This window comes from Arthrobacter sp. BB-1, assembly GCF_006151685.1.
In the GTDB taxonomy this organism is placed as follows: domain Bacteria; phylum Actinomycetota; class Actinomycetes; order Actinomycetales; family Micrococcaceae; genus Arthrobacter.
In genome coordinates this window covers 280,413-306,936 of record NZ_VDEV01000002.1, presented here as the reverse complement: position 1 = coordinate 306,936, position 26,524 = coordinate 280,413, and the positions used below count along the sequence as shown (strand labels likewise).

The following is a 26,524-nucleotide window of genomic DNA, read 5'->3' as shown; positions in this document are numbered from 1 at the left end:
GCCCGGCGAAACCTCGACAGGAACAACCCCTACGGTGCCGACTCGCGGACCTCCAGCCGGAAACCGGCCTCCACGTGCACCCCTTGCTCCTCCGCAGTGCGCCCCTCGATCCGGTCGATGAGCAGCCCGATGGAGCGTTCCGCGATTTCCTCCATGCCGGGCGAGATGGTGGTCAGCGAGGGTGCGGCGAACCGGGCCTCGTCGATGTCGTCGAAGCCCGCCACGGCCACCTCCTGCGGAACCCGGATGCCGCGGATCAGCAGCTCGTGCATGGCCCCCAGGGCCAGGACGTCATTCAGGCCGAACACGGCGTCGAACTGCACGCCGTTGTCCAGGAGGCCGGCCACGGCAGCAGCGCCGTTGTCCCGGCGCCACTCGCAGGGGGCGATCAGGGCCGGATCAAACGGCACCCCTGCGTTGTCCAGCGCCTTGCGGTAGCCGTTGAGGCGCAGGCCCGCGCTGCCCGCTGCCTCCCCGGGGTGGGCACCGACCACGGCAATCCGACGGCGGCCGCCCGCCAGCAGGTGCGTGGTGAGGGCGGCAGCAGCTTCAGCGTTCTTCATGGTGACAAGGTCGAACCGGGGATCCAGGATGTGCTCGCCCAGCAAGACCAGGGGCTTCGTGCCCAGGCGGCCGGCGATGCTGTCCGCGTCAATCACCAGCGGAGTGAACAGCAGCCCGTCGGTGAGCTGGCGGAACGGGCCCTGCAGGGTGTTCAGTTCCACCTCGCCCACCGCGTCCGACTGTTCCACCAGGACCCGGTACCCGCGCCGGGACGCCGCCTTCATCAGCCTTGACGCCAGTTCCGCGTAGTAGGGCGCGGAGAGGTCGGCGAGCATCAGGCCCAGCATCCTGGTTTTCCCGGACCGGAGGCTGCGCGCGGTCAGGTTGGCCTCGTAGCCCAGCTCCGCGATGGCGTCCAGGACCCGCTGCTTGGTGGCAGGCCGGATGAATTCGTAGTCATTGAGCACGTTGGAGACGGTCTTGAGCGACACCCCCGCCGCCCTCGCAACGTCGTTCATGGTGACCGCCATCGTGGCTCCTTTGTGTGGTTCCGCCAGTTCCTGCCATACATCGTTGCAGAAAATCGAAGCCGTGCAGGACCCAGGAAAGACCAAAAGCCGGTGCGGCGATACATTTCGAACGTATCGCCGCACCAGCTACGGTCCGGTTGGACGAGGCACCTCAGCGTCAGCGTTCCCACCGGGGAAGAGCCGATGCTCCCGGCTTCACTGGCCGCGGGCAGTCCCCACGGGCTCGACCGGCTCGGTGGCTGCCGTCTTCTGCTCGCTGGCCGGCGGTGTCCTCCGGAGCTTGAACCGGGTGGACATTGCGGGTCCTCCCCCGACCCGGTTTTTATTGAAGATGTCAAAGGCAACGGCCACCAGGAGGACCAGGCCCTTGATCAGTTGCTGGTAGTCGGTGCCAAGGCCAAGGATGGACATTCCGTTGTTCAGCACGCCCATGATCAGCCCGCCGATCATGGCTCCGGCGACGGTGCCCACGCCACCCTGCACAGCAGCACCGCCAATGAAGACCGCCGCGATGGAGTCCAGCTCGAAGCCCGTACCGCCTGCAGGCTGGGCAGAGTTGAGGCGGGCGGTGAAGACCAGGCCTGCAAGGGCTGCCAGGACACCCATGTTGACGAAAAGCCGGAAGGTGACGGCCTTGGTCTTAATACCTGAAAGTTCTGCCGCGTGGAGGTTGCCGCCGATTGCGTAGATGTGCCGGCCGAAGATGCTGTTGTTCATCAGTGCCGAGTAGATGATGACCAAAGCTGCCAGTACGATCAGGACGATCGGAGTTCCGCGGTAGCTCGCCAGCAGGAACGTGATGATGAGCATCAGCACCGCGATGAAGGCCGTCTTGATGGCGAACCACGCCATGGGCTCGTTTTCAAGATCATATTTCCGGCGCACGCGGCGCTCTTTGAGGGCTTGGAACACGATGGCCGCCGTGCCGCCCACTCCCAGGATGACGGTGAGGATTTCGAGTACCGAGTTACCCCCCGTGATGTCCGGCAGGAAGCCCCCGCCCAACGCGCGCAGTTCCTCAGGAAAAGGTGTGATCTGCTGGTTTTTCAGTGTGATCAAGGTCAGGCCGCGGAAGATCAGCATTCCGGCGAGGGTGACGATGAAGGCAGGGATGCCCACATAGGCGATCCAATACCCCTGCCAGGCACCCACTAAGGCCCCCACCAGCAGGCAGGCGGGGATGGCGATCCACCACGCCCAGCCCCAGTGGACTATCATCACCCCCGACACCGCACCGATGAAGCCGGCGATGGACCCGACAGAAAGATCGATATGGCCGGCGATGATCACCATCACCATGCCGATGGCCAGGATCAGGATGTAGCTGTTCTGGACTACGAGGTTTGTCACGTTTTGCGGCTGGAGCAGGATGCCGTCGGTGAGTATTTGGAAGAGCAGGACGATCAGGATCAGGGCGACAAAGATGCCGACCTGGCGGAGGCGGCTCGTCAGGAAACCGAGTGATTCTCGTAAGGCGGACATGGTCGCTATTCCTTTTCTTGGGTCATGTAGTGCATGAGCGTCTCCTGGGACGCCTCGGCAATGGGGATCTCGCCGGTGACGCGGCCCGCCGACATGGTGTAGATCCTGTCGCAGATGCCCAGGAGCTCGGGGAGTTCCGAGGAGATGACGATGACGGCTTTCCCCTCGGAAGCAAGCCTCGCGATGATCGTGTAAATCTCGAATTTGGCCCCAACGTCAATACCCCGGGTCGGTTCATCAAGGATCAGGACGTCGGGGTCCGAAAACATCCACTTGCTGAGGACGACCTTTTGCTGGTTTCCACCCGAGAGCTTCCCGGTAATCGCGGCAACCGTGGGAGCCTTGATGTTCATGCTGGTTCGGTAGCGGTTGGCCACAGCCGTTTCTTCGTTCTTGTCCACCCAGCCCCTGTTGGCGAGTTTGCCCAGGCTGGCCATGGAGATGTTGCGCTTAATGTCCTCAATGAGGTTCAGCCCGTAGTGCTTGCGGTCTTCCGTGGCATAGGCGATTCCCTGGCGGATGGCGTCGGAAACGGTGGAGGTATTGATCTCCTTGCCGTACTTGAGCACCCGCCCTGATACGGCCCGGCCGTAGGTACGCCCGAAGACGCTCATGGCCAGTTCCGTGCGGCCGGCTCCCATGAGCCCCGCCAACCCAACAACCTCGCCTTTCCGCACGTGCAGGCTCGCATTCTGGACTACCGTGCGCGTGTGGTCCTGGGGGTGTTGCACGGACCAGTCCTCTATGCGCAGGACCTCCTCGCCAATGACCGGAGTCCGCTCCGGGTAGAGGCTTTCCAGGTCCCGGCCGACCATTCCGCGGATGATCCTTTCCTGGGTTATCTCCCCTTCGTTCAGGCGCAGCGTCTCGATCGTCTTGCCGTCCCGGATGATCGTGACGGCATCGGCCACCTTCCGGATTTCGTTGAGTTTGTGGCTGATGATGATGCTGGTGACGCCTTGTGCCTTCAGGTGCAGGATGAGATCCAGCAAATGATTGGAGTCCTCGTCGTTCAACGCAGCGGTGGGTTCGTCGAGGATGAGCAGCTTGACTTCCTTGGAGAGTGCCTTGGCGATCTCGACGAGTTGCTGCTTTCCAACACTGATGTGCTGGATGGGCGTAACGGGGTTTTCATTCAGGCCCACGCGGGCCAGCAGCTTGGCGGCCTCAAGGTTCGTCTTGCGCCAGTCCACCCAACCCCGCGTCGACAGTTCGTTGCCCAGGAAAATATTCTCGGCGATCGACAGGTAGGGGCTGAGGGCGAGTTCCTGATGGATGATGACAATGCCGCGTTTCTCACTGTCGCTGATGCTCGCAAAGTCACAGGGCTCGTTCTCGAACAATATGTCCCCCTCGAAGGTGTTATGCGGGTAAACCCCGGACAACACCTTCATCAAGGTGGATTTGCCTGCGCCATTTTCGCCGCAGATGGCATGCACCTCGCCGCGGTTCACATCCAGAGTGACGTCCTGGAGGGCCTTCACGCCGGGGAATGTCTTGGTGATTCCCCGCATTTGCAGAATGGGTACGTTCATGGTCATTTCCCGCTGACTCGCGGAAGCCTGGCTCCTGCATGCAGGGGCTGCCGAGGTTGCGGCCAGGAACACCCGGCCGCAACCTCACCGGCTCCTACTTGACGTCAGCTTCTGTGTAGTAGCCGGAGTCGATCAGTTCCTGCTTGTGGTTGTCCTTGGTGATAATCACGGACTCCAGCAGGTAGGCCGGAACAACCTTGACTTTGTTGTCATAGGTGGTGGTGTCGTTGGTTTCCGGTTCCTCGTTCTTGAGGACGGCGTCGACCATCTTCACGGCCTGCTTGCCGAGCTCCCGGGTGTCCTTGAAGATCGTCGAGTACTGTTCCCCAGCGATAATGGACTTGACCGACCCCTTCTCAGCGTCTTGGCCGGTCACGACCGGAAGGTTCCCTCCGGAATACCCACCGGTGCTCGTGAGAGCGGAGATGATGCCGATGGAAAGCCCGTCGTAAGGGGACAAGACGCCGTCGAGCTTCTGCCCTGAACTGTAGGCGGCAGTGAGGATGTCTTCCATCCGCTTCTGGGCCACAGGGGCCTGCCAGCGCAGGATGGCGGCCTGCTCGAATTTGGTCTGGCCGCTGGGAACCTTGAGGGCGCCTGCGTCAAGGAACGGCTTCAGGGTGTCCATGGCACCAGTCCAGAAGAAGTTGGCGTTGTTGTCGTCAGGGCTTCCCGCAAACAGTTCGACGTTGAAAGGGCCAACGCCGTCCACCTTCTTGCCCTGGGCATCAAGGAGCCCGAGGCCGGTCAGGAGTGAAGTGGCCTGCTGAACGCCTACTGTGTAGTTGTCGAAGGTCGTGTAGTAGTCGACGTTAGGCGTGCCGTTGATCAACCGGTCATAGGCGATCACTTTGACATCCTGCTCTTTGGCTTTGGCGAGGACGTCCGTCAGGGTTGTGCCGTCGATAGCGGCGATGATCAAGGCCTTGACGCCCTTGGTCAGCATGTTCTCAATTTGTGACACCTGGGTCGGGATGTCGTCGTTGGCGAATTGAAGGTCGGTTTTGTAGCCGAGTTCCTTCAGCGATTTCTCCACGTTGTTCCCGTCGGCTATCCACCGCTCGGACGTCTGGGTCGGCATGGAGATGCCGACGAGTGATTGGCTCGGGTTGGCCGTGCCGCCGGATTCAGCGGCCCCTCCGCGGGTCCCACAGCCGGTGGCGCCCACCGTTAGTGCCAGGGCGACGGCTATGGCGCCCACGAGTTTCCTGATTTTCACGCTATTCTCCTCCCGCGGCCACTTCAGCCACGCATCGGTGCTGGAGCGGAAGGCATCGATGCCTCCCGCTGAGCCGGGATTTTTGCAGCGTTCCCGGGTGCTCCAAGCAGCGCCTGGCGCCGTCGAACCCGGACAAGGCATGGCCGGAAGCGTCGGCACTGTTAGCGCTAACAGTGCACGAGCCTAACCCGGGCTTGGGCTATGGAGCAAGTCACAATTCTGCTACGGGGCGCGAACCGGCCCCGACGGAACGGCAGGTCAGGCCTTTGCGGCTTTCGCAGCTGCCTTGGCCGCCTGCTTGCTGGCACGTACCTTGGCCAGGGACTCCGGGTCCACAATGTCCGCCACCGAGAGGTAGGAGCCTTCTTCCCCATAATGCCCCGCGGCTTCACGCCAGCCCGGCGCCTGGAGTCCGCACTGCTTGCCGAGCAGTGCCAGGAAGATCTTTGCCTTCTGCTCGCCGAAGCCGGGCAACGCCTTCAGCCGGCGCAGCACTTCAGTACCGTCAGGGCCGCCTTTGGTCCAGATCGCGGTGGCGTCGCCGCCCCACTCGCCCTGGACGGTCTCGGCGAGCGCCTGGACACGAGCCGCCATTGAGCCGGGGAAGCGGTGCACTGCGGGCCGTTCCTTGAACATCTCCACAAATGCCCCCGGCTCCTGCGCCGCGATGGCCGCGGGTTTCATGGACCCGATCCGCGTCCTGATTTTCTCCGGCCCCGCGAACGCGGACTCCATGGTCACTTGCTGGTCCAGCAGCATGCCGGTCAGCAGTGCGAAGGCGTCCTCGCTCAGCAACTTGTCCGCGGCGGGATCCCCTGTGATGTGCAATTCCATGCGGTCCATCCTCCCAGAGGAGGACCGCCGTCGTCATGCACCCCTCCCGACCGTCCCCATGCACCCTCCCCGCGGAGTTTTTGTCCAGGTATGCAGGGTTATACGCGGTTTATCTCCGCATATCTGGACAAAACTCGGGTGCAGGGCTACTGGTTGACCGCCAGGCGGATCATGGACCAGGACACGGGCGGGAGCTGGGCGGTGAGGCGGCCGCCGTCGGCCTTCGCCGTGATGTTTTCGGCCGGCAGGACCGACGTCGAATCATCAGCGGTTGCCTGCCAGTAGGGGTCTTTGTTGGCGTAGGTGAGGGCCTCCACCACGCGCACGCCGCCCAGGCCGGACACCGCGGCGTCCAGGCTGAGCGCCTCCGTGGCCGAGCGGTTGACGGCAAAGACGACCGCCTCGCCTTTGCCGGCGTCATAGGTTGCGACGGCGGACACCGCGGCAAAGTCCGCCGTCTTGCCGCCGGTGACCAGCGGGGATTCGACAGCGAGCTGCAGCACTGTTCCGGAAGCGTGGCGGGAAGTGAGGGCGAACGGGTGGAAGGTGGTTTGCTTCCACGCGCGGCCGCCGGGCTCGGTCATGATTGGGGCGATCACGTTCACCAGCTGGGCCAGGCTGGCCGAATGGACGCGGTCCGTGTTCCTAAGCAGCGTGACCAGGAGGTCGCCCACAACGACTGCGTCCGCCACCGTGTAAGTGTCCTCGAGGAGGACGGGGGCCACGGGCCAGTCCTTGCCGTTGGGGACGCGGGACTCGTCGCGGCTCATGTGCCAGACGTTCCACTCATCGAAGGAGATGTTGACCTGCCTGGCGGACTTCTTCACCGACTTCACGTGGTCGATGTGGCTGACGATGTCACGGACGAAGGCTTCCATCCGGTGCCCGGCCGAGAGGTGCTCCTGCAGATCGCCAAAGTCCTCGAAGTACTGGTGGGCCGAAATCAGGTCCACCAGCTCGTAGGTTTCGGAAAGGACCACGCGCTCCCATTCTCCGAAGGTGGGCATGCTGGGCCCGGAGCTGCCGCAGGCCACAAGCTCCAGGTCGGGGTCGATCATCCTCATTCCGCGGGCAGTGTCCGCTGCCAGGCGGCCATACTCCAGAGCGTTCTTGTGCCCAATCTGCCAGGGCCCGTCCATCTCGTTGCCCAGGCACCACATCCTGATGCCGTAGCCGTTCTCCGCACCGTTGGCCCTTCGCTGGTCAGAGAAGGCGGTGCCGCCGTCGATGTTGCAGTACTCCAGCAGGTCAAGCGCCTCCTGCGTGCCGCGGGTGCCCAGGTTCACGGCCATCATCGGCTCGACGCCGGCCTTGGCCGACCACTTGGCGAACTCGTCCACGCCCACCAGGTTGGGGTCGGTGGAATGCCAAGCCAGGTCCAGCCGCACCGGCCGCTTGTCCGCCGGCCCCACGCCGTCCTCCCAGCGGTAGCCGGAAACGAAGTTCCCGCCCGGGTAACGGACGGTTGACACGCCCAGCTCACGGGTCAGCTCCAGCACGTCCCGGCGGAACCCGTCCTCGTCGGCGTCGGGGTGTTCCGGCTCGAAGATACCGGTGTACACACACCGGCCGAGGTGCTCAACAAAGGCACCGAAAGTGCGCCGGCGGACCGGTCCCACCACGAAGGCGGGGTCCATGGTGATTTTGGCTGCGGCTGGTTCTGTCACTAAAACATCCTTGTCTCATACTTTTACAACGTTATAGATAGCATTGTTCGTGTTGCGGCGGCAGGAGTCAAGCACGGTCCGCACGGGCTGCGGGAGGGGCCGCAGGGGGATCGGCCCGGATCACCGCACGCCGACCGGGGGGGACGCCCACGGCCTCGTGGCGGGGCGGAAATCCAAGTAGTACCTAATCTCAAAGTCGGGTACTTCTTACGCGTTCGCCGGCCCCAGCGTCCGAACTAGGTTTTTCTCAGAGACAAGACGTGTTCTGGCTTGTAGTACTTGGCTCACTAGGGGGTGTGAGACGGCAATGCACGCACAGCAGGTAAGCGCGGGTTTCCCGGTCCATCGGACGCGGGTATTGAGCGGGGCCGGCGACGAGGAGGCCTTTGAGACCAAGGCCTCTCCCCCAGCCGTCGCCGGCCCTCTTCGTTCCCAGCAGGGCCTGAACCACCGGCAGGCGCCGGCACGTCCCGCCCCTGGAAGCCCGGCCGAGTCCGGCGCCCAGGACGGGCTGTTGCTTGACCTGGTCACCGGCACCAACAGCCTGCTCGAATCCCTCGACCTGCTGGCGGCCGCAACCGTCCGGACAGTAGTCCAGGCCACGGGGCTCCGGATCGAGTGCGGAGTGGTGGTGCACCAGCCTAAGAGGAATCCAACAGCCACCGGCACCTCGGAAGATGTGGCCAGGCTCCTGGAATGGGAACAGGAAACCAAGGAGGGCCCGCTGAACGAGGTCCTGTCCGGCGGCCATCCTGTGGCGGTACTCCAGCGGAACGGCGACTTCCGGTGGCCGCGGTATTCCACACAGCTGCAACTGGCGGGGTTCGGCAGCGCCATGGGCGTACGGCTGCGGGTGGGAACCGACGGCGCCGAAAGCGCGGCCGCGGACGGAGCCGCTTTTGGCGAGACAGCCGCCGGCCTGGCATTCTTCGCCCAGGACGCCAAGGCTTTCCCGCTGCAGGTCATCGCCGAAGCCCGCACCTTCGCCGGACTTGCCGCGAAGAGCCTGGGAATGGCCATCAGCCTCCACTCGGCCAGGTCCATGGCCACCGACCTGCGCTCCGCGCTGGACAGCCGGACATCAATCAACGTTGCCTGCGGCGTGATCATGGCACAGAACCGGTGCTCGTACCACGAGGCATTCTCCATCCTCGCCAAGGCTTCCAGCCACCGGAACATCAAGGTGCGCCGGGTGGCGGAGGATATCCTGGAGCGGTTGCCCGAGGGTCCGCCCCGCGCCCACTTCGGCCACTGAGCTGCATAGGCGGGGCTGCATAGGCGGTGAATCGGCCTCCGACCCGGGAGTTTTTGTCCAGCTGTGCAGGCTTCACGGGCAATGAGATCGGCACACCTGGACAAAAACTCGCAGGATTGTTTAGATCCCGACGGCCAGTTTGTAGTAGGCGGCGTTCCAGTTCAGGTCCTTCTTGAACTGCCGGATGGTGGTTCCTTCATCGATGGTCAGCAGCTCGGTCCTGGCGATTTCAGCGAAGTCCTCGAACACGTCCATGCCCACCTGGGTGGACAGGACCGTGTGGTGCGCGGCGCCGGCCGTGAGCCAGGCGGCGGCGGAGGTGGCGAAGTCCGGCTTTGGCTGCCATAGGGCGCGGGCAACGGGCAGGTTGGGCAGCGGCTGGTCCAGGGGCACGACGTCGACGGCGTTGGCCACCAGGCGGAACCGGTCCCGCATGTCCGAAAGGGCCACGACGACGCCCGGGGAGGCATCGGCGTCGAACACCAGCCGCACGGGGTCTTCCTTGCCGCCGATGCCCAGCGGGTGGATCTCCAGCCGGGGCTTCGCGGCGGTCAACGAGGGGCAGACCTCGAGCATGTGCGCGCCCAGGATCTTCTCCGAACCGGGCTCCAGGTGGTAGGTGTAGTCCTCCATCAGGGAGGCGCCGCCGGGCAGGCCGGCGCCCATCACCTTGGCGGCGCGGACCAGGATGGCGGTCTTCCAGTCACCCTCGGCGCCAAAGCCGTACCCTGCGGCCATCAGCCGCTGCACGGCCAGGCCTGGGAGCTGGCGGAGGGCCCCGAGGTCCTCGAAGGAGGTGGTGAACGCCGCGGAGCCGTTGGCGTCAAGGAAACTGCGCAGGCCCAGTTCGATCCTCGCGCCGTACCGCAGCGATTCGTGGCGGGCCGCGCCTGCGCGGAGCTCCGGAACCACGTCGTAAAGGTCCTCGTACTCGGCAACCAACGCGTCGACGTCGGACTCCCCGGCGCCGTGCACCGCCTCGGCGAGCTCGTTGACGGACCAGGTGTTGACCGCGACACCGAAGCGCAGTTCCGCCTCGGTCTTGTCGCCTTCGGTGACGGCGACGTTGCGCATGTTATCGCCGAAGCGGGTCAACTTCAGGGTGCGGACGGCGGCCCAGCCGGCGGCGGCACGCTGCCAGGAACCGACCTGGCGGGCCACCTCGGGGTTGGAGACGTGCCCGACGACGGTCTTCCGGGCGATGCCCAGGCGGGACTGGATGTAGCCGAACTCGCGGTCGCCGTGCGCGGCCTGGTTCAGGTTCATGAAGTCGAAATCGATGTCCGCCCACGGCAGGTCCCGGTTGGCCTGGGTGTGCAGGTGCAGCAGCGGCTTGCGGAGCAGGTCCAGGCCGGAGATCCACATCTTGGCCGGGGAGAAGGTATGCATCCAGGCGGTGACGCCGATGACGGAGTCGTCCGCATTGGCCTCCAGTGCGGTGCGGCGGATGGAGTCCGAGTCCGTGAGGACCGGCTTCCACACGATCCGCACCGGAACCGATGAGGCGGCGTTGAGCTGGTTGGCGATCTCCTGCGACTGCGCGGCCACCTGCTTAAGGACGTCCTCGCCGTAGAGGTGCTGGCTGCCGGTGAGGAACCAGACCTCAAAACCGTCAAGGGAAGTGTTTGCTGCAGTGCTCATGGATGCTCCTGGAAGTAAGTTGTGGGGGCCGGCCGGGCGGGGCGGCTATTGGCCGTAGACGTTTTGGTAGCGGGCGTAGAGGGAGTCGATGGAGCCCTGGTCGATGGCGATGGGCTCACCCAGTTGCCGTGCGATGTGGACCGTGCGGGCCACTTCCTCGCACATCACGGCGGCCTTGACAGCGGATTTGGCGTCCTTGCCGATAGTGAACGGGCCGTGGTTCTGCATCAACACGGCCGGCGAGTTCGAGTTCTTCAGCGTCTCCACGATGCCGTGGCCGATCGAGTCATCACCGATCAGCGCGAATGGCCCCACCGGAATGGATCCGCCGAATTCGTCGCTCATCATGGTCAGCACGCATGGGATGGCTTCACCGCGCGCCGCCCAGGCCGTGGCGTAGGTGGAGTGTGTGTGCACCACCCCGCCCACCTCGGGCATGTGCCGGTAGACGTAGGCATGGGCTGCGGTGTCCGACGACGGCGAGAGCGGCGGGTTGCCCCACGCACCTGCTGCGCCTCCCGCGACAGGCTCGCCGTACAGGTCCGTGACCACCATCTGTTCCGGGGTCAGGTCCTGGTAGGAGACGCCGGAGGGCTTGATGACCATCAACTCGTAGCCGGGGACCCGGGCGGAGACGTTTCCCGCCGTCCATACCACCAGCCCATACCGGGTCAGCTCGGCATGCAGGGCACAGACTTCCTCCCTGACGCCGGCGATGGTTTCCAGGATTCCGGCTCCCGCTGCCTTTTCGGCGCTCATGCGGACACCTCCACAGGAGCCTCGGCAGCAGCGCCGGCGGCAAAGACGGGACCGGCAGCCCTGCGCTGGATGGCCTTGAGCCGGTGCATCACATCGTTGGTGCCCCGGCCGAAGTAGTCGTGCAGGGCCTTGTACTCCTGGAACAGCTCCTCGTAGGCGGCCACGTTTTCGGGAATCGGCGTGTACACCTCGCCCGGTTCCGAGCCCATCGCGGCGGCCGCAGCCCGGATGTCCGGGTAGGCGCCGGCTGCGACGGCCGCATGGATGGCGGACCCCAATGCCGGACCCTGGGCGGACCCGATGGTGGAGAGCTGCAGGCCGGTGGCGTCCGCGTAGATCTGCATCAGGAGCGGGTTCTTGAGCAGGCCGCCAGCCACGATGAACTCCTCCACGGGGACGCCCGAGCCGCGGAAAGCATCCACGATGGTGCGGGTGCCGAAGGCGGTGGCCTCCAGCAGCGCGCGGTAGGTGTCTTCAGGCCGGGTGGCGAGGGTCTGCCCCACCACGACGCCGGAAAGCTCGTGGTCCACCAGGACCGAGCGGTTGCCCGAGTGCCAGTCCAGAGCGATCAGGCCGTGCTCACCGATGGCCTGCCGCGAAGCCAGCTCCGTGAGGTATTCGTGGATGCCCAGTCCCGCTGCCTCGGCCGCCTGGTGGTATTCGGGGGGCACGCCGTACTTGGTGAACCAGCCGAAGATGTCCCCCACGCCGGACTGGCCGGCCTCGTAGCCCCACAGCCCTTCAACAATGCCACCGTCAACCACCCCGCACATGCCGGGCACTTCACGCAGCTCCGCGCCATTCATGACGTGGCAGGTTGAGGTGCCCATGATGGCCACCAGCTGGCCCGGATCTACAGCCTTCGCGGCCGGGGCAGTGACGTGGGCGTCCACGTTGCCCACAGCCACGGCGATGCCCTCCGGCAGCCCGGTCCAGGCCGCGGCTTCGGCAGTCAGGTACCCGGCGGCTTCACCCAGGCGGCCGATGGTGTGCTCCAGTTTGGCGCTGACGAAATCCTTGAACTGCGGATTCAGGGCGGCCAGGAAGTCCGTGGATGGGTAGCGCCCATCCTGGTAGATGCCCTTGTAGCCGGCGGTGCAGGCATTGCGGACATACTCGCCGCACAACTGCCAGACTATCCAGTCAGCAGCCTCCACCCAATGGTCCATTGCCGCGTAGGCTTCCGGATCCTCCTCCAGCAGCTGCAGGCCCTTGGCGAACTCCCACTCAGAGGAGATGAGCCCGCCGTAGCGGGGAAGCCAGGTTTCGCCGCGCTCGGCGGCCAACTGGTTGATCCGGTCAGCCTGCGGCTGTGCCGCGTGGTGGCGCCACAGCTTCACGTAGGCGTGCGGACGGCGTTCGAACCCTGGCACTTCATTCAGCGGCGTGCCGTCCGCCTTGGCCGGCACCATGGTGCAGGCGGTGAAGTCCGTGGCAATGCCGACGACGGCGGCCGGGTCAATCCCCGCCTCGGCAACAGCGGCGGGAACCGCGTTGCGCAGGACCTCCCGGTAGTCGTTCGGTACCTGCAGGGCCCATTCGCCGGGAAGCCGCACCGTTCGTCCGTCATCGCCGCGGCCAGCCACGTCCTCCGGGAGGGAATCCGTCACCACGGCATGCGGATAGTCGTAGACACCGCTGCCGAGTTCCTTGCCATCCCGAACCCGCACCACCACCGCACGGCCCGAGAGCGTTCCGTAGTCTACGCCGACAACGAATGTATCCGGGGTACCCACTGCGTCCATAAGAAGCTTCCTCCATAGCTGCCGCAGCTTCGCGGCCTGACCACAATTGTGAGCGCTAACAGAAGTGAAGTCAACAGGGGAAAGTCAAGAGGAAACGATTGTGGGTTCCAGGCATATTCGCAGCCAGCCCGGGTAAAGGCAGGAAGACTGGAAAGACGGCCACGGGAGGAAGCGATGGAGGGTGCATCAACCGCGCCGGCACCTGCAGGCTCCAGCCGGACCACACGGGGCGCTTCCCCTGCGTGGCTCGCCGGCCCCCTTTCCGCCGGGCTGGGCCTGGCCGCCCACGTGGTTGCCGGCGGCCAGGCACCCGGCATCCTCATCGTCACCGCCCTGGCTGCCCTGCTGGGGATGGCCGCGTCGATAGCTGCCTCGATCTCGGGCGGACGCCGGCTCCCGGGGTGGGCTGTACTGCTCGCCGCCGGCCTGGTGCAGCAGCTGCTGCACCTGGCCTTCGACGCGTTTTCCACAGCCAGCGGCCTTTCCCTTCCCGGCCACCACGGAGGAGCGCCGGACCCGCGGGCGCCGGACCCGGCAACACCTTCCGCGGAAGGATCCGGCGCTGCCCACTCCCCGCACCTGATGCTGCACCTCCACGCCGCAGCCGCACTGGCGGCCACGGTTTTGGCCACGCAAGGGGCCACGTTGCTGTCAGCGGTCCAAGGGCGGAGCCGCTCAGGTGTTGAGCGTGCCCCGGACGATGCTGACGCTTGAATGGGCGGGATTGCCGTCCACGGGCTCGTCCGAGACGTCAACAATGGGGTATTCCGAGAGCTGCAGGCCGGCGGGCAACTGGAAGGTTCCCGAATCGGAATTCATCACACCCAGGCTCACCAGCCGGGAGAGGTCGGGGGCGATCAGCCAGACTTCTTGGTAGCCCTTCGCCTCGTCCTTGCTGAGCTGTATCTCCAGGGCACGGGAACCGTCCGCTGCCTCCACCACCTTTGCCGAGCCGGCGGCGGAGAACTGGGCAAGCGGCGTAAGGTCTGCTTCCGCAAGCGGCCGGGGCGCCTGGTTGAGCGACCAGACAGCTCCCGCAGTGACCAGGACAGCCGCCGCGGCAGCAGCCATCCAGGTACCCGGGCGCTGCCACCAGGCTGTGGTCCGGCGCCGGGCAGGGCCGGTTCCAGCCCTGTCCTGCAGGGAAACAGGCCCCGCCGCGGCCTGACTGCCGGCTGCCTCCCTGCGGCCCTCCGCCGCCCCACGTTCGGCCGCCGCCTGGGCTTCGGCCCCCGCTTGGCGCTCGCCCGCCGCCTGGGGCCCTGCCGCTGCCTGCCCGGCCCCGGCCTCAGCCCTGACCAACGGATCTTCCTGCACGGCCGCGGACAGGCCCAGCTCCCTGTGGATCCCTGCCCACACTTGGGGGCCGGGGCGCTCAAGGCTGCCGGCATCCGGCGTCGTCTTGACCGCGTCCACGGCCCGGCGAAGCGCAGCGAAGTCCGCCGCGCACTCAGGGCAGGCCCGCAGGTGTTCCCTGCTGCCGCCGTCGTCCCAGTCGTCATACAGGGCAAGGAGGCTCAACTCTTCCGGATCAAGATGCGGCATGGTTTACCTCCAATCTGTTTCTCAGGTGGGACAAGCTGCGGCGGATATGGCTCTTGACGGTACCAAGAGGCAGGCCGAGTTTCCGCGAGATCTGCTCATGGGTCAGGTCATCGTAGAAGGCCAGCTTCATGATGGAGCCCTGGGGTTCGCCAAGCCTGTCCAGTTCCCCATCCAGGAGGAGCCTGTCGGCCAGGAGTTCGGCATCTTCAAGGCCGTTCCCGGCTTCGTCCGCCATGCCGGCTCCCGCCGCCGCGAGGGCTTTCCGCGCTTCCCGGGCCGAGGCGGACAGGGTGTCCGAGATGACGTTCCGGGTGATGCCCACGATCCAGGCGGGAAGCCTGGCAACCTGCGGGTTGAAGGTGCTCCGGGAGCGCCACACGCGGATGAAGACCTCCTGGGTGACATCATCCGCCGCCGAACGGTCGGGCAGCGAACGCAGTGCAAGGGTGTGTACCAGCGGCGCGAATTCACGGTAGGCAGCAGCCAGGGCGCGTTCATCCCCGGCCAGGAAGGAGGGTGTGAGCTCGTCTTCCCAACCCCGCGGAGCCTGGTCGGGAGGTACCAAACGTGGCTCCTTCGCGGCGTCGGTGGCGGAAATCAAGGCAGCATCACCGCTCACTCAAGGACCGCGGTGACAATCACATTGTCGCTGTAGTCCATTCGTTCGTCCAGCCATTTGCCACCGCAGGTCACCACCTTAAGTTCATGCGGACCCGAGCGCCGGAACACTGAGCTGCCGTCAAACCTGTCCTTGGCCATCAGCTCCACGCTGACCACCCGGTAGTTCAGGGCAGGCGCACCCTGGCGGCCCACCTGCACCAGCGTTCCGGCGGCCACCGTTTTCAGCTGCGAGAACGGTGCAGTATCCGATTTCGTGTCAATGTGCCCGGCGATTACGGCTGTACCCGCCGCCGCGCCTGGGGCCGGGCCAAAACGGTACCAGCCAGCCCGGTCGAAGGCGTCGGGTATTTCCATCGCCCCGCCCTCCACAACTCCCACCGGCACCACGGGCATGTCGATGGAGGTTCCGGCCACCGTGAGCGAAACCGGGGAAGGTGCCGCTGCCGTTGATTCCGGCGTGGCGGGCCGCACGGGAATGTCCGGAACGGGAGCAGTCCCGGCGGCCGCGGGGCTTTCCGACTGGACTGGAGCCGGCGCAGCTGCCTGGCTGGCTGCCGGCGGGGAGGACGGAGCCTGTTGCGAGGGGTCGGCCGCGCAGGCGGGAAGCAGCAGGGCCACGGCCAACAGGGCGGCGGCCCCGGAAAAAACGGAAGGACGACGGCGGTACTCCCCTGCCGTCGTCGTACCTGTTTGTGCTTGTCCGGCGTTCACTTGCATCGGGACCACCTGTCCGGCCTTTCTCGCGTCAGTCCCTGGGCGGGAACCTGCACCTGATGGGAAGGGGACAGCCGCCCGGCTTTCACCGGGCGGCCGCCAGTGGGGGTGTACTCTGCCTACTCTGCCCGGCGGGCGGCGGCGGTGCGGGTTACGCCCAGGCCGCCGAGGAGCAGTGCCAGGGCTGCGACGCCAAGACCGACAGTGAGTGCGGCCGGGTTGGTCGGAGCAGCATCGCCGGAGCCGTCACGGGCTCCCGGCACGGAGGCGGGAGCGGAGTGCAGCCCCTCGATGGTTTGGACGGCGAGCTGGAGGTTCTTGTCCGCCAGGCTGCCCCAGGCGTACACAATGGTGTGCGTACCCTCGGCGATCGTGACGTCGGCCGGACCGATAACCGGCGCGGTGGTTCCGGTGGCGGCAACCGCAGCGGAAACGGTGCCCGGGTCCAGCGTGAGCGTCTGTTCGTTCGGGTTGGCGAGGTTGGACACCACGGGGGCACCGCCGGCCAGGACGTCCACGGCCGGGGCGGCGGCTGTGTGCCGGACGGTCAGCTTGCCCTTGCCGGCCTCGATCTGGGAAACGTTGTTGGTGAAGAGGTTGGCCGTGGGGTTGCCCGCTGCGTCAAGGTTGGCGACGGCGGTGTAGTTGCCGTTGGCGGCCAGGGTGACACTGACCGGGCCGATCACGGCTGCGGACGCATCGGCTGCATCCGAGGCGGTGATGGCCAGTTCGTAGGCCCCTGGCGGCAGTGCCAGCGGACCGGCCAGGCTGCCGGGTGTGAAGTCGTCCAGCGTTCGGTCGCCGTTGACCCAAACGTCCACGGTAAGGCCCGGGACGCCATGGAGGACGGAAAGCTGGGCGTCCCCTTCCGCCGCCTGTGCAGGGCCGGCGAGAGCGATGGCAGCTGCGATTGCCGCTGCTCCGGCGCCTGCTGTGAAGATCCTGTTGCGCATGTCCTTCTCCTTGATCGGCCCGCCGTGCGGGCGTGTTTTGCTTACACCCCTACTACCGGCGCAGCATCAGAGTTGGATGCACTTGCATGGAAATTTGTTAGGAATTTTTTTGGTGCGGCTAGGCGGCGGGCGGGGCGGTGCTCGCCCGGAGGACCAGTTCCGGCGTGACCACTGTGGAGCTGACGTCGGCGCCGGCTTCGATCTCCTTGAGCATGATGTCCATGCAGCGCCGGCCCAGCTCCTCGAAGTCCTGCCGCACCGTGGTGAGCGGTGGCGCGAAGTACCCCGATTCCGGCTGGTCGTCGAACCCCACCACGGAGACGTCGTCGGGCACCCGGACCCCCGCTTCAGCGAAGGCGCGCAGCACGCCGAGCGCCATCTGGTCGTTGCCTACGAAAAGCGCCGTTGCGGTCCGCCCGGCCGCGAGCTTCCGGCCGGCCTCGTATCCGCTGCCGGCGCTCCAGTCGCCCTGCACCAGGAGGTCGTCCGCCAGACCGGCGGCCCCGAGTGCCTCGCGCCAGCCTTCGGCCCGTTCCGAACCGTCCGTCCAGTCCTGCGGTCCGGCGATGTGGCCGATCCGGCGGTGGCCCTGGCGGATGAGGTGCGCGACGGCCAACTGGGCGCCCGCGCGCTGGTCCACCATGGCCCCGCTGACAGTGCTGCTGCCGAGGGACCCCACCGCCACCACAGGCACTGGCAGCCGCATCTCTTCGAGGGCAAGCAGGGTATCGGCGTGGGGCACCAGCACTGCGATTCCGTCAACGGCCTGGTCCATGAAGTGGTTGACGGCGTCGGAAATGGCATCCCTGCTTACCTCTCTCAGGGCTGCAATGCTGACAAAATAACCGGCATTCCGGGCGGCCTGTTCCACCCCCAGGAGCGTGTTGGCCGGACCGTACTGGGACAGCTCGCTGGCCAGGACGCCGATGGTCTGTGAGCGCCGGGTCACCAGGCTCCGGGCCGCGGTATTCCGGCGGTACCCCAGCTCGGCAATGGCGGCCTCCACCTTTGCCCGCGTAGCTGCGCTCACGTTGGGGTGGTTGTTGATCACCCGGGAGACGGTCTGGTGGGAAACCCCGGCCTTGTCCGCCACGTCCTCCAGGCGCGGCATCCGCCCCTTGCTGCTTTTTGCCATGTGCCTATTCTGCCTGCTGCGGACCTGCCGGCAGTCCTGGGCTTGTTCGCGAATCCGAACCTTCAAGGTCAGGAACCGCGAACAAGCTTAGGAACGCCAGCTCTGCCCGGACCACAGATAAAAACCCCCGGTTCCCTGCTGTTGCAAGGAACCGGGGGTTTTCCACTCTTCGCTAAAAGAGTGGGCCCTGTGGGGCTCGAACCCACGACCCACGGATTAAAAGTCCGATGCTCTACCAACTGAGCTAAAGGCCCCCGCCGGGTGGTTCACGCTGTAAGCGCTGCCCACCTCGGCCCAATCCATTTCTGGACGTTAATACTCTAACCCATGGTTCCGGCGCGTTCGCACGGAGCTGCCCATCCGCAGTCGGGCGCGGAATCATGCGCCGGGCAAGGCGAACGGATGCTCGATTTCCACCTTGGCACAGGAGTAGCGTGGGGGCATGAGTGAGCAAGCAGGATCCAGTCCTTACGGCGGCGCGAACCGGCACCATAAGCCCAAGCCCTTCGCTCCCATCGACTTCGAGCCCTTTGCCGGGGGCGCGGATCCCGCGCGCGTTTCGGAGGCGGCCCACCTCGCGGCCCAGGCCCTGGTCCGCCATGGCCGCGACAGTGACGATCCCGTGGTCACTGAGCGCCTGGTGAAACTGGCCGACGAGCAGGGGCTGGAGGCCATCGCGGAAATGTGGGCGGAAAGTCCGGCCCGTTCACTTCCCGGCGCGTTGTGGCGCCTCTACGCATTGCGGGCTGCCACGGTCCAGGACCCCGAGCGCATCTCTGTGTACTTCAGGGCCGGCAAGGATACCGCCCAGGTGTCCAACGTGGTGGCCGGGGCGGCCGAGCCGCCGGGCGCCGATGAGATGCGGGCCATGGCCGATGCCATCCTCTCCGGCGCGTTCGACGGCGAGTTCGACGTCGCGCTGGAGCGTTCCGCAGCCTTCTGCCGGGTTGTGGCGCTCGGCCAGGCGACCATCGCCGACGGTGCCGAGCACGGCAACGAAGCACAGGCCAGCAAGCTCACCCGGAACTCGCACCAGCTGGTGAAGACCGCTGAGGACCTGGAGCACGCCGCGAACGCGTGGCGGCTGGGCGAACTCGACTGAACCTGGCGGCCTGCCCCGTCCTTGCCCCATCTGTCAAGATTGACTTGCGCCAGCCAAAGTAGAAAACTGAAATCGGTGCCGAGCCGCGAAACCCCCGGGCTTCAACAATTAGCCGCCTAGAGCGGCCTACCGCCGAGAGGCGTATCCGGTTCGGCACCATTTTTCTGCCACTTTTCCTGCCGTCCTTCGGGACATTCCGGCCCTGTTTGCGGGCGCCAAGTTACGGGCCGGTAGAGTTGGCTCAGTTGCGTGCCGGGGTCAAGTCACACGGCAGCAACGCCCCGCCCGTACTTTTCCCCGGAGACCGGTAAACACGTGAAGCTGCGCCTTTTCCCCCAGGAGCCCGCCGGGCTGGACCTCCTTTCACAGTTGGCCCAGCAGATCGTGCTGGCCACCGCCACCCTGGCCGAAATTCTTGGCGTCCCTGCTGCTGAACACGGCAAACTGGTGGAGGACATGCACAACCACGAGGCGAAGTCCGCGGAGCTGCACTTCGCCCTCCTCACGCACATGCGCTCCAGTTTCGTGAACCCGCTCCCCCGCGAGGACATGTACGCGCTCTCCCGCTACCTCAACGAGGCGATGGAGAAGATGGACGCGGCTGCAGAGCTGGTGGCCCTGTACAAGCTGGAGCGGCTGCCCAAACGTGCCGCCGACCAGCTGGAGATCATCAGCCGGCAGGCGGAACTGACGGTGGATGCCATGCGCCGGCTCAACAACCTTGATGACCTCGAGGACTACTGGATCGAAATCCTCCGCCTCACCAAACGCGCCGAACGGACCCACCGCGTCTGGGTGGCGGACATGATCGCGGACATGAAATGGGCCCAGTACTCCCGCAATCGGGATATCGCCAACCAGCTGGTGGAAGTCACCAAGGACATGCGGCGGATCGCCACCCAGGTGGGCAGCCTCATCGTCAAGGAATCGTGAGGTGACGCCGCTCATTTTCGGCCTGGTGGTCCTGTTGTCCGCGGCGTTCGCATTCCTCAACGGCTTTCGCGACGCGTCCACCTCCGTTGCGCTTGCCGTCCGCACCAGGGCACTCACACCCAGTGTGGCGGTCCTCCTGGCGGCCTTCTTCAACTTCCTTGGCGCCCTGGTAAGCGCCGGCCTGGCGGTGGCCATCAGCCGGGCCTGGATCAGCCTTCCCCCGGGGCCCGAGGGCCTCAGCATCCTGGTGGCCGGGCTGGCGAGTGCCTGCGCCTGGGGAATCCTGCTGTGGTGGCGGGGCATTCCCGCCTCGTCCACCCACGCCCTGGTGGGCGGCCTTGCCGGTGCCGGGCTGGCCAGCCTTGCAGTGGGCGGAACCGGCGTTGGAGGCGTGGACCAATCCTTGCTCTTCCAGGTGGTGCTTCCGCTGGTACTGTCCCCGCTTGTCGCTTACAGCGGCTCATTCCTGCTGGTTTATCCGGCCACATGGGCGGCACGGTACACCCAGCCCAACGTGGTCAACCACCGCTTCCGCCGAAGCCAGGCCGTGGCGGCCGGGGCGGTGGCTTTTGGGCACGGTGTGCAGGACGGGCAGCGGGTGAGCGCCGTGCTCCTGCTGGCGCTGCTGGCAGCAGGGTATTCCGACGGCGGCGCCATGCCCCTGTGGGTGATGGTGGTGACGGCGGTGATGATAGCTGCCGGGACCATGTTCGGGGGCTGGCGGATCTCGCACACCATCGGTTACAAGATCACCAGGGTGGACCCGCTGCGGGGCTCCGTGGCCCAGATCTTCAGCGCGGTGATGCTTTTTGTGGGTGCAATCGGGCTTCACTGGCCGCTGTCCACCACGCACACCGTCACATCGGCCGTCCTCGGCGCCGGAGAGAACCAGCACTTTTCCGTGACCAACCGGAAATTGGTGATCCGGATCGTGGGGCTTTGGATCCTCACCCCGGCGGTTACGGCCGCGCTGGCATTCGTGCTGGCCCTGGCACTCACTCCGGTGGCCCGCTGAACCCGGCGCCTGCTCGGCTTCCTGCAAGGCTTCGCTTCCCCTATACAGGCCGTTGACCGTGCCGTAGATTCGAAAGTAGGTCCCCGGAATTTCGCGGTTACAGCGCAAGTTGCCAGGGTCCTGACATCCGCCGCCGGGTGCACGGCCGCGGATAGCCGCTGCAGCATCCGGCGGCATGGACGCACCACGCGGAAAAGACCAGGCATCATGTCCAGATCGGATTCCCGGCATTCCCTGCCACAGCCCCGGCGGCTCCGTTGCGAAACCTGCGGAACCGAACATGAACTGACCATCCACGCCATCAGGTCGGTGGGCGCGGCCAACGGGGACCTGGTCCTTGCCGCGTACACCTGCAATGACTGCGGCCTGTTCCAGGAACACCTCGCTTATGCACGGGATGTGGCCGCAGCGCTGCACCAGGTGCGCTGGATGGCCCAGGTCATCCTCTTCGGGGACGATTACATCCACTGCGGGTTCCCCATGGAGGAAGCCGCGTTCGAGATCGAACGGCTCAGCTACCGCAGCAGCAACGGCGGAGGAGGACTGAACGTTGTCTCGCTGCCCACCAAGGTCATGCGCTGCCGGTGCGGCTTCCAGCTTGAAATCCCGGACTAGCAGCCGCCGACGGCCCGGACGCTGAAGCCCTTGCTGGCCAGGCGGGCCAGGCGGTCCGGCGCCGGCTCAGGCGCGCGGGGCGTCCAGCAGGGCCGCTTCCAGTTCCTCGGACGTCAGGTTGGCCGCCTGGAGGAGTGCACCGTGGTCCACGCCGGAACTGGCGGCCTGCCGCACTGCCTGCCTAAGGGACTCGTGGGCGGCATCGAGTTCCCACTGGATGCTTTCCAGATAGGAACTGGTGCGCCACACGGCGGAGAGGTGCTCCCCATCGGCGCAGGTTTCAGGCCCGTTGGGATGATGGACCCGAAGGCCGTTTGCCATCTGCGTCAAGGAAAACTCCTGAGTCTTCTATTTACTAGTTCCCAAAGTATCTAGCCAAGCGTACTAAACACTGCCAGTCATCGCCACCACTTTTTGCACGACTTCTCTGCTGCAGCAGACAGCCCGAGCAGGAAGGATTCCTGCTCGGGCTGCGGGGCGCGTGGGCCAAAACCAGCGGGTTATCCGAACCGGCCCGAGACGTAGTCCTCGGTGGCCTTCTGGGTGGGGTTGCTGAAGATGGTATGCGTGTCCCCGACCTCGATCAGCTTGCCGGGCTTGCCGGTGCCTGCGATGTTGAAGAAAGCGGTGCGGTCCGAGACGCGGGCTGCCTGCTGCATGTTGTGCGTCACGATCACCACCGTGTACTGGTCCTTGAGCTCGTTGATGAGGTCCTCAATGGCCAGCGTGGAGATGGGGTCCAGTGCCGAACACGGCTCGTCCATGAGGATCACCTGCGGCTCCACGGCGATGGCACGGGCAATGCAGAGTCGCTGCTGCTGTCCGCCGGAGAGGCCCGAGCCGGGCTTCTCAAGGCGGTCCTTGACCTCGTTCCACAGGTTGGCACCCTTCAGCGAGCGTTCCACCAGGACGTCGGCCTCGCCCTTGGAGATCTTCTTGTTGTTCAGCTTCACGCCGGCCAGCACATTGTCCCGGATGGACATGGTGGGGAACGGGTTGGGCCGCTGGAACACCATGCCGATCTGCGAGCGTACGGTCACGGGGTCCACGCCCGGGCCGTACAGGTTGTCCCCGTCCAGCAGGACCTCACCCTCCACGCGCGCGCCGGGGAGGACCTCGTGCATGCGGTTCAGCGTGCGCAGGAAGGTCGACTTTCCGCAGCCCGAGGGTCCGATGAACGCGGTGACGGACTTGGCCTCGATGTTGATGGTGACGTCCTCCACGGCGAGGAAATCGCCGTAGTACACGTTCAGGTCCTTGACGTCGATGCGCTTAGACATGGTGTTCCTTCACTAACTGGGTATGAATTGAAGTCTAGGTTCCGGCGGGTAGGACCGGAAGGGACGAGGGCTGGAAGCGGTCAGCGGCCCGTCTTGGGGGCAAAGATCCGGGCGATCAGCCGGGCGCCAAGGTTGAGGACCATCACCAGGATGATCAGCACCAGGGCTGCGCCCCAGGCGCGCTGGGATGACGGGTCCGGGTTGGCCGGCGAGGTGGGGTTCAGGATCTGGGTGTAGATGAACGTGGGCAGCGAAGCCATCCAGCCGCTGAACACGTTGGAGTTGATGCTGGTGGCGAAGCCCGCGGTGACCAGGATGGGCGCCGTCTCACCGATGACGCGTGCGATCGCCAGGGTGACGCCCGAGGCAATGCCGGAAATCGCCGTCGGAATGACAACCTTGACGATGGTCCTCCACTTGCGCACGCCCAGGGCGTACGCGGCTTCGCGCAGTTCGTTGGGAACGATCTTGAGCATTTCCTCGCTGGAACGCACCACCACGGGGATCATGAGCACGGAAAGCGCGACGGCGGCAACGGCGCCGGTCTTGGTGCCGGGGCCCACGACGGCGAAGAAGAAGGCCGCGGCAAAGAGGCCTGCCACGATGGACGGAATGCCTGTCATCACGTCAACGAAGAACGTAATGGCGCGGGCCAGGCGGCCGTCGTTGCCGTACTCCACCAGGTAGATGGCGGTCAGGAGGCCCACCGGCACCGAGATGACCGTGGCCAGGACGGTGATCTGGATGGTGCCGATAAGGGCGTGGTAGATGCCGCCCAGGACCGGGGCGCCTTCCTCTACGGCACGGTTGTCATAGACACCGGTGACGCCGTTCATTGACCTTGTGAGGAATCCCGGGTTGAGGAGTCCGGGGACGCCGTTGACCAGCACCGTCCAGATCACAGAGATGAGGGGCAGCAGTGCGATCAGGAAGGACCCCACCACCAGGCAGGTGGCCAGCTTGTCCTTCGCCTTGCGGGAGCCTTCCACGGCTCCGCTCCAGGAGACCAAGCCGATGGCAAACAGCAACGCCGAGACGATGCCCCAGCCGACGGGGTTGAAGCCCACCAGGGCCATGATGGCAGCACCCAGGATCAGCGCGGCGGCCAGGACGACGTACGGCGCATACTTGGGCAACTGGCCCTTGGTGAGGGCCGAGCGCTTGCTGCGCACAGGGGTAAGCGTGGAGGTCATTTAGTTGGCTCCCGAGAATTCTTTGTGCCGGGTGATGATCCAGCGCGCGATCATGTTCACGGCCAGGGTGATGACGAAGAGGACCAGGCCGGCGGCGATCAGGGTGCTGACCTTGAGCCCGCTGGCCTCCGGGAAGTTCAGGGCGATTTCCGCGGCGATGGTCTGGTTGCCGGACTGGATCAGGCTGGCGGTGAGGGCGCCGGAGGAGAGCACCAGGGCAACGGCCATGGTCTCGCCGAGGGCACGGCCCAGGCCCAGCATGACGGCGCTGATGATGCCGGGCCGTGCGAATGGCAGGACGGACATCTTGATCATTTCCCAGCGCGTGGCGCCCAGGGCGAGCGCGGCTTCCTCATGCAGCTTGGGGGTCTGGAGGAAGATTTCGCGGGACAGGGAAGTGATGATGGGCAGGACCATCACGGACAGGACGATTCCTGCGGTGAGGATGGTCTTGCCGGTTGCGGAGGCCGGGCCCTGGAAGATCGGCAGCCAGCCCATGTTGGCGGCGAGCCAGTTGTAGGCGGGCGAGATTTCCTGGGCCAGGAAGGCCGCACCCCAAGCGCCGTAAATGACGGACGGGATGGCGGCCAGCAGGTCCACCACGTAGCCCAGGCCGGAAGCGAGTCCGCGGGGGGCGAAGTGCGAGATGAACAGGGCGACGCCGATGGCGATGGGCGTGGCGATGACCAGGGCGATGACCGCTGCGATGAGCGTGCCGATTACGATCGGCCAGATGTAGGCGAAGAAGCCCGCACCGCCCTGGATTTCGTCGGCCGGCGCCGTCAGGGCGGGGATTGCCTGAACAACCAGGAAGAGTGCGACGCCGAAGAGGACGGCAAGAATGAGGCAGCCGGCGGCCAGCGCGGCGCCCGAGAAGATTTTGTCCCCGGCGCGCCCGGCGCCCTGGGTACTTGTCAGGGGGGTGGCGGTCATTCGACGGCCCTTCGGTCGGTAGCTGATTCAGGAAAGATGTGCTGTCCAAAGCCAAGTTCCCCGCACTGCCTTTCGGCAGGCGGGGAACCCGGTTTCAGAGCGGTTATTAGGACTTGACCTTGATGGAGTCGATAGCCGCGGCTGCCTTCTCTGCAAGAGTAGAGGAAAGCGGGGCCGACTTGGCGGAATCCGCGGCGGCCTGCTGGCCTTCCTCGGAGACTACGTAGTTTTCGAAGGCCTTGACCAGGTCAACGGTTTCCTGCTTGTCGTACGCGCTGCAGACAATGTGGTAGGAAACCAGCACCACCGGGTATGCACCCGAGGCGGTGGTCTTGCGGTCCAGCTTGATGGCGACGTCGTTGGCTGAACGGCCCTCAACGGCCTTGCCTGCCTCGACGGCCTTGGCTGCGGCGTCGGCGGAGATCTTGACGAAGTCCTCGCCCACCTTGATGGAGGCGGTGCCGAGCTTGCCGCCCACGGCTGAGTCATCAGCGTAGGTCACGGCGCCGGGGGTGTCGGTGACGGTCTTGACAACGCCGGAGGTGCCCTTGGCGTTCTCGCCCTGCAGGGCTGCAGGCCAGATGCCGGCGGCCTTGTCCGTCCAGACCTCGGGTGCGGCCGACGCCAGGTAATCGGTGAAGTTGGTGGTGGTGCCGGAGTCATCCGAGCGGTTCACGGGGGTGACCTTGAGGTCCGGCAGGGTGACGCCCTCGTTCAGGGCGGCGATGGCGGGATCGTTCCACTTGGCGATTTCGCCGCGGAAGATTTTGGCCACGGTAGCTGCGTCCAGCTTCAGCTCGGTGATGCCGGGAAGGTTGAAGGCCACGGCGATCGGGGAGATGTAAACCGGGATGTTGATGGCGCCCTCGGGACCGCAGACAGCCTTGGAAGCCTCGAGCTCTTCGTCCTTGAGGTAGGCGTCGGAACCGGCGAACTGGGCCGAGCCGTCGATGATGGCCTTGCGGCCTGCGCCGGAGCCGTCCGGGGAGTACTGCACGGTGGCGCCCTGGTTTGCGGAAGCGAAGCCTGCCTTCCACGCGTCCATGGCCGCACCCGTGGAGGATGCGCCGATGCCGGTCAGGGTGCCGGTGACCTTGGGGCCTGCGGGCGCCTGGTTGCCGGTGGGCGAGGTGTTCGTGGCGTTGTCTGAACCGCAGGAGGTAAGCGCGAGAGCGCCGGCTGCGAGAACAGCGATAGCCGCGTGGCGGCCGAAGCGGAGTGCCTTCACTGGATGTACCCCTTCCAGGGTTTTCAATATGCGGGCAGGGACGGAGAACCCTGTTGCGCGATGCGTACGTTTTGTACCTTCATCGA

At 65.6% G+C, this 26,524-nt stretch carries 25 protein-coding genes and 1 tRNA gene; 6 read left to right on the top strand and 20 right to left on the bottom strand.

Features of this window, described 5'->3' with window-relative positions; all coding sequences use genetic code 11:
• Positions 1-29 precede the first annotated feature (29 nt).
• The 6 genes from FHJ30_RS01795 to FHJ30_RS01770 all read right to left on the bottom strand — a co-directional run bounded on the left by FHJ30_RS01795 (position 30) and on the right by FHJ30_RS01770 (position 7,741).
• Positions 30-1,034 (bottom strand): LacI family DNA-binding transcriptional regulator, encoded by a 1,005-nt coding sequence (locus tag FHJ30_RS01795; protein WP_139027549.1) that lies wholly within the window; start codon positions 1,032-1,034, stop codon positions 30-32.
• Positions 1,035-1,229: 195 nt separating this feature from the next.
• On the bottom strand, positions 1,230-2,516 hold the full coding sequence (gene mmsB / locus FHJ30_RS01790) for a multiple monosaccharide ABC transporter permease (protein ID WP_139027548.1): 1,287 nt from the start codon (positions 2,514-2,516) through the stop codon (positions 1,230-1,232).
• A 5-nt stretch (positions 2,517-2,521) separates the two neighbouring features.
• Complete coding sequence (gene mmsA, locus FHJ30_RS01785; RefSeq protein ID WP_139027547.1) at positions 2,522-4,051, bottom strand: multiple monosaccharide ABC transporter ATP-binding protein; 1,530 nt, start codon at positions 4,049-4,051, stop codon at positions 2,522-2,524.
• A 94-nt stretch (positions 4,052-4,145) separates the two neighbouring features.
• The gene (chvE, locus tag FHJ30_RS01780; protein ID WP_171058880.1) at positions 4,146-5,270 is read right to left on the bottom strand and encodes a multiple monosaccharide ABC transporter substrate-binding protein; all 1,125 of its coding nucleotides are present in this window, start codon (positions 5,268-5,270) and stop codon (positions 4,146-4,148) included.
• 258 nt (positions 5,271-5,528) lie between these two features.
• On the bottom strand, positions 5,529-6,113 hold the full coding sequence (locus FHJ30_RS01775; protein WP_139027546.1) for an HhH-GPD-type base excision DNA repair protein: 585 nt from the start codon (positions 6,111-6,113) through the stop codon (positions 5,529-5,531).
• 137 nt (positions 6,114-6,250) lie between these two features.
• Positions 6,251-7,741 carry an alpha-N-arabinofuranosidase gene (locus FHJ30_RS01770; protein WP_139027598.1) on the bottom strand — a complete coding sequence of 497 codons (1,491 nt, stop codon included), beginning with the start codon at positions 7,739-7,741 and terminating at the stop codon, positions 6,251-6,253.
• A 388-nt stretch (positions 7,742-8,129) separates the two neighbouring features.
• On the opposite strand from FHJ30_RS01770, the gene FHJ30_RS01765 reads away from it, so the two are divergent.
• Positions 8,130-9,026: an ANTAR domain-containing protein gene (locus tag FHJ30_RS01765; RefSeq protein ID WP_139027545.1), complete on the top strand. Its 897-nt coding sequence runs from the start codon at positions 8,130-8,132 to the stop codon at positions 9,024-9,026.
• Positions 9,027-9,146: 120 nt separating this feature from the next.
• Here the strand turns inward: FHJ30_RS01765 and araA are convergent, their stop codons facing one another.
• From araA to araB, 3 genes are read right to left on the bottom strand one after another with little or no spacing between them, the layout of a single operon-like run.
• On the bottom strand, positions 9,147-10,667 hold the full coding sequence (araA, locus tag FHJ30_RS01760) for an L-arabinose isomerase (protein WP_139027544.1): 1,521 nt from the start codon (positions 10,665-10,667) through the stop codon (positions 9,147-9,149).
• Positions 10,668-10,712: 45 nt separating this feature from the next.
• Entirely contained in the window at positions 10,713-11,426 is a 714-nt protein-coding gene (locus FHJ30_RS01755) for an L-ribulose-5-phosphate 4-epimerase (protein WP_139027543.1), read from the bottom strand.
• A complete protein-coding gene (araB, locus tag FHJ30_RS01750; RefSeq protein WP_139027542.1) occupies positions 11,423-13,171 on the bottom strand; it encodes a ribulokinase in 1,749 nt (582 codons plus the stop codon). The genes FHJ30_RS01755 and araB overlap by 4 nt, the downstream gene beginning before the upstream one ends.
• A 174-nt stretch (positions 13,172-13,345) precedes the next feature.
• On the opposite strand from araB, the gene FHJ30_RS01745 reads away from it, so the two are divergent.
• The gene (locus tag FHJ30_RS01745) at positions 13,346-13,885 is read left to right on the top strand and encodes a hypothetical protein (protein ID WP_139027541.1); all 540 of its coding nucleotides are present in this window, start codon (positions 13,346-13,348) and stop codon (positions 13,883-13,885) included.
• On the opposite strand, the gene FHJ30_RS01740 is transcribed toward FHJ30_RS01745, so the two are convergent.
• The 6 genes from FHJ30_RS01740 to FHJ30_RS01715 form a co-directional block, all read right to left on the bottom strand.
• Positions 13,847-14,716 (bottom strand): anti-sigma factor, encoded by an 870-nt coding sequence (locus tag FHJ30_RS01740; RefSeq protein ID WP_139027540.1) that lies wholly within the window; start codon positions 14,714-14,716, stop codon positions 13,847-13,849. The two genes, FHJ30_RS01745 and FHJ30_RS01740, sit on opposite strands and share 39 nt — an antisense overlap.
• Positions 14,703-15,281, bottom strand: a complete 579-nt coding sequence (locus tag FHJ30_RS01735; protein WP_139027539.1) for an RNA polymerase sigma factor — start codon at positions 15,279-15,281, stop codon at positions 14,703-14,705. Before FHJ30_RS01735 ends, FHJ30_RS01740 begins: the two co-directional genes overlap by 14 nt.
• 50 nt (positions 15,282-15,331) lie before the next feature.
• Positions 15,332-16,054 carry a class F sortase gene (locus tag FHJ30_RS01730; protein ID WP_139027538.1) on the bottom strand — a complete coding sequence of 241 codons (723 nt, stop codon included), beginning with the start codon at positions 16,052-16,054 and terminating at the stop codon, positions 15,332-15,334.
• 116 nt (positions 16,055-16,170) lie between these two features.
• Positions 16,171-17,004 (bottom strand): DUF4397 domain-containing protein, encoded by an 834-nt coding sequence (locus FHJ30_RS01725; protein WP_139027537.1) that lies wholly within the window; start codon positions 17,002-17,004, stop codon positions 16,171-16,173.
• 118 nt (positions 17,005-17,122) lie between these two features.
• Positions 17,123-18,139, bottom strand: coding sequence for a LacI family DNA-binding transcriptional regulator (locus FHJ30_RS01720; RefSeq protein WP_139027536.1), 1,017 nt, complete (start codon positions 18,137-18,139; stop codon positions 17,123-17,125).
• A gap of 181 nt (positions 18,140-18,320) precedes the next feature.
• Positions 18,321-18,393, bottom strand: a tRNA-Lys gene (locus FHJ30_RS01715).
• A 188-nt stretch (positions 18,394-18,581) separates the two neighbouring features.
• Here FHJ30_RS01715 and FHJ30_RS01710 point away from each other — a divergent pair.
• The 4 genes from FHJ30_RS01710 (at position 18,582) to FHJ30_RS01695 (ending at position 21,804) form a co-directional block, all read left to right on the top strand.
• Positions 18,582-19,241 carry a hypothetical protein gene (locus FHJ30_RS01710; protein ID WP_139027535.1) on the top strand — a complete coding sequence of 220 codons (660 nt, stop codon included), beginning with the start codon at positions 18,582-18,584 and terminating at the stop codon, positions 19,239-19,241.
• Between the two features lie 315 nt (positions 19,242-19,556).
• Complete coding sequence (locus FHJ30_RS01705) at positions 19,557-20,174, top strand: DUF47 domain-containing protein (protein WP_139027534.1); 618 nt, start codon at positions 19,557-19,559, stop codon at positions 20,172-20,174.
• 1 nt (position 20,175) lies between these two features.
• Complete coding sequence (locus FHJ30_RS01700; RefSeq protein ID WP_139027533.1) at positions 20,176-21,189, top strand: inorganic phosphate transporter; 1,014 nt, start codon at positions 20,176-20,178, stop codon at positions 21,187-21,189.
• A gap of 207 nt (positions 21,190-21,396) precedes the next feature.
• A complete protein-coding gene (locus tag FHJ30_RS01695) occupies positions 21,397-21,804 on the top strand; it encodes a hypothetical protein (RefSeq protein WP_139027532.1) in 408 nt (135 codons plus the stop codon).
• Between the two features lie 66 nt (positions 21,805-21,870).
• On the opposite strand, the gene FHJ30_RS01690 is transcribed toward FHJ30_RS01695, so the two are convergent.
• From FHJ30_RS01690 to pstS, 5 genes are all read right to left on the bottom strand, one after another.
• Entirely contained in the window at positions 21,871-22,134 is a 264-nt protein-coding gene (locus FHJ30_RS01690; RefSeq protein WP_139027531.1) for a hypothetical protein, read from the bottom strand.
• Positions 22,135-22,304: 170 nt separating this feature from the next.
• Positions 22,305-23,084, bottom strand: coding sequence for a phosphate ABC transporter ATP-binding protein PstB (gene pstB / locus FHJ30_RS01685; RefSeq protein WP_009357830.1), 780 nt, complete (start codon positions 23,082-23,084; stop codon positions 22,305-22,307).
• Between the two features lie 80 nt (positions 23,085-23,164).
• Positions 23,165-24,277: a phosphate ABC transporter permease PstA gene (pstA, locus tag FHJ30_RS01680; RefSeq protein WP_139027530.1), complete on the bottom strand. Its 1,113-nt coding sequence runs from the start codon at positions 24,275-24,277 to the stop codon at positions 23,165-23,167.
• Positions 24,278-25,210 carry a phosphate ABC transporter permease subunit PstC gene (gene pstC, locus FHJ30_RS01675; RefSeq protein WP_139027529.1) on the bottom strand — a complete coding sequence of 311 codons (933 nt, stop codon included), beginning with the start codon at positions 25,208-25,210 and terminating at the stop codon, positions 24,278-24,280.
• A 106-nt stretch (positions 25,211-25,316) separates the two neighbouring features.
• Positions 25,317-26,438, bottom strand: a complete 1,122-nt coding sequence (pstS, locus tag FHJ30_RS01670) for a phosphate ABC transporter substrate-binding protein PstS (protein WP_139027528.1) — start codon at positions 26,436-26,438, stop codon at positions 25,317-25,319.
• Positions 26,439-26,524 lie beyond the last annotated feature (86 nt).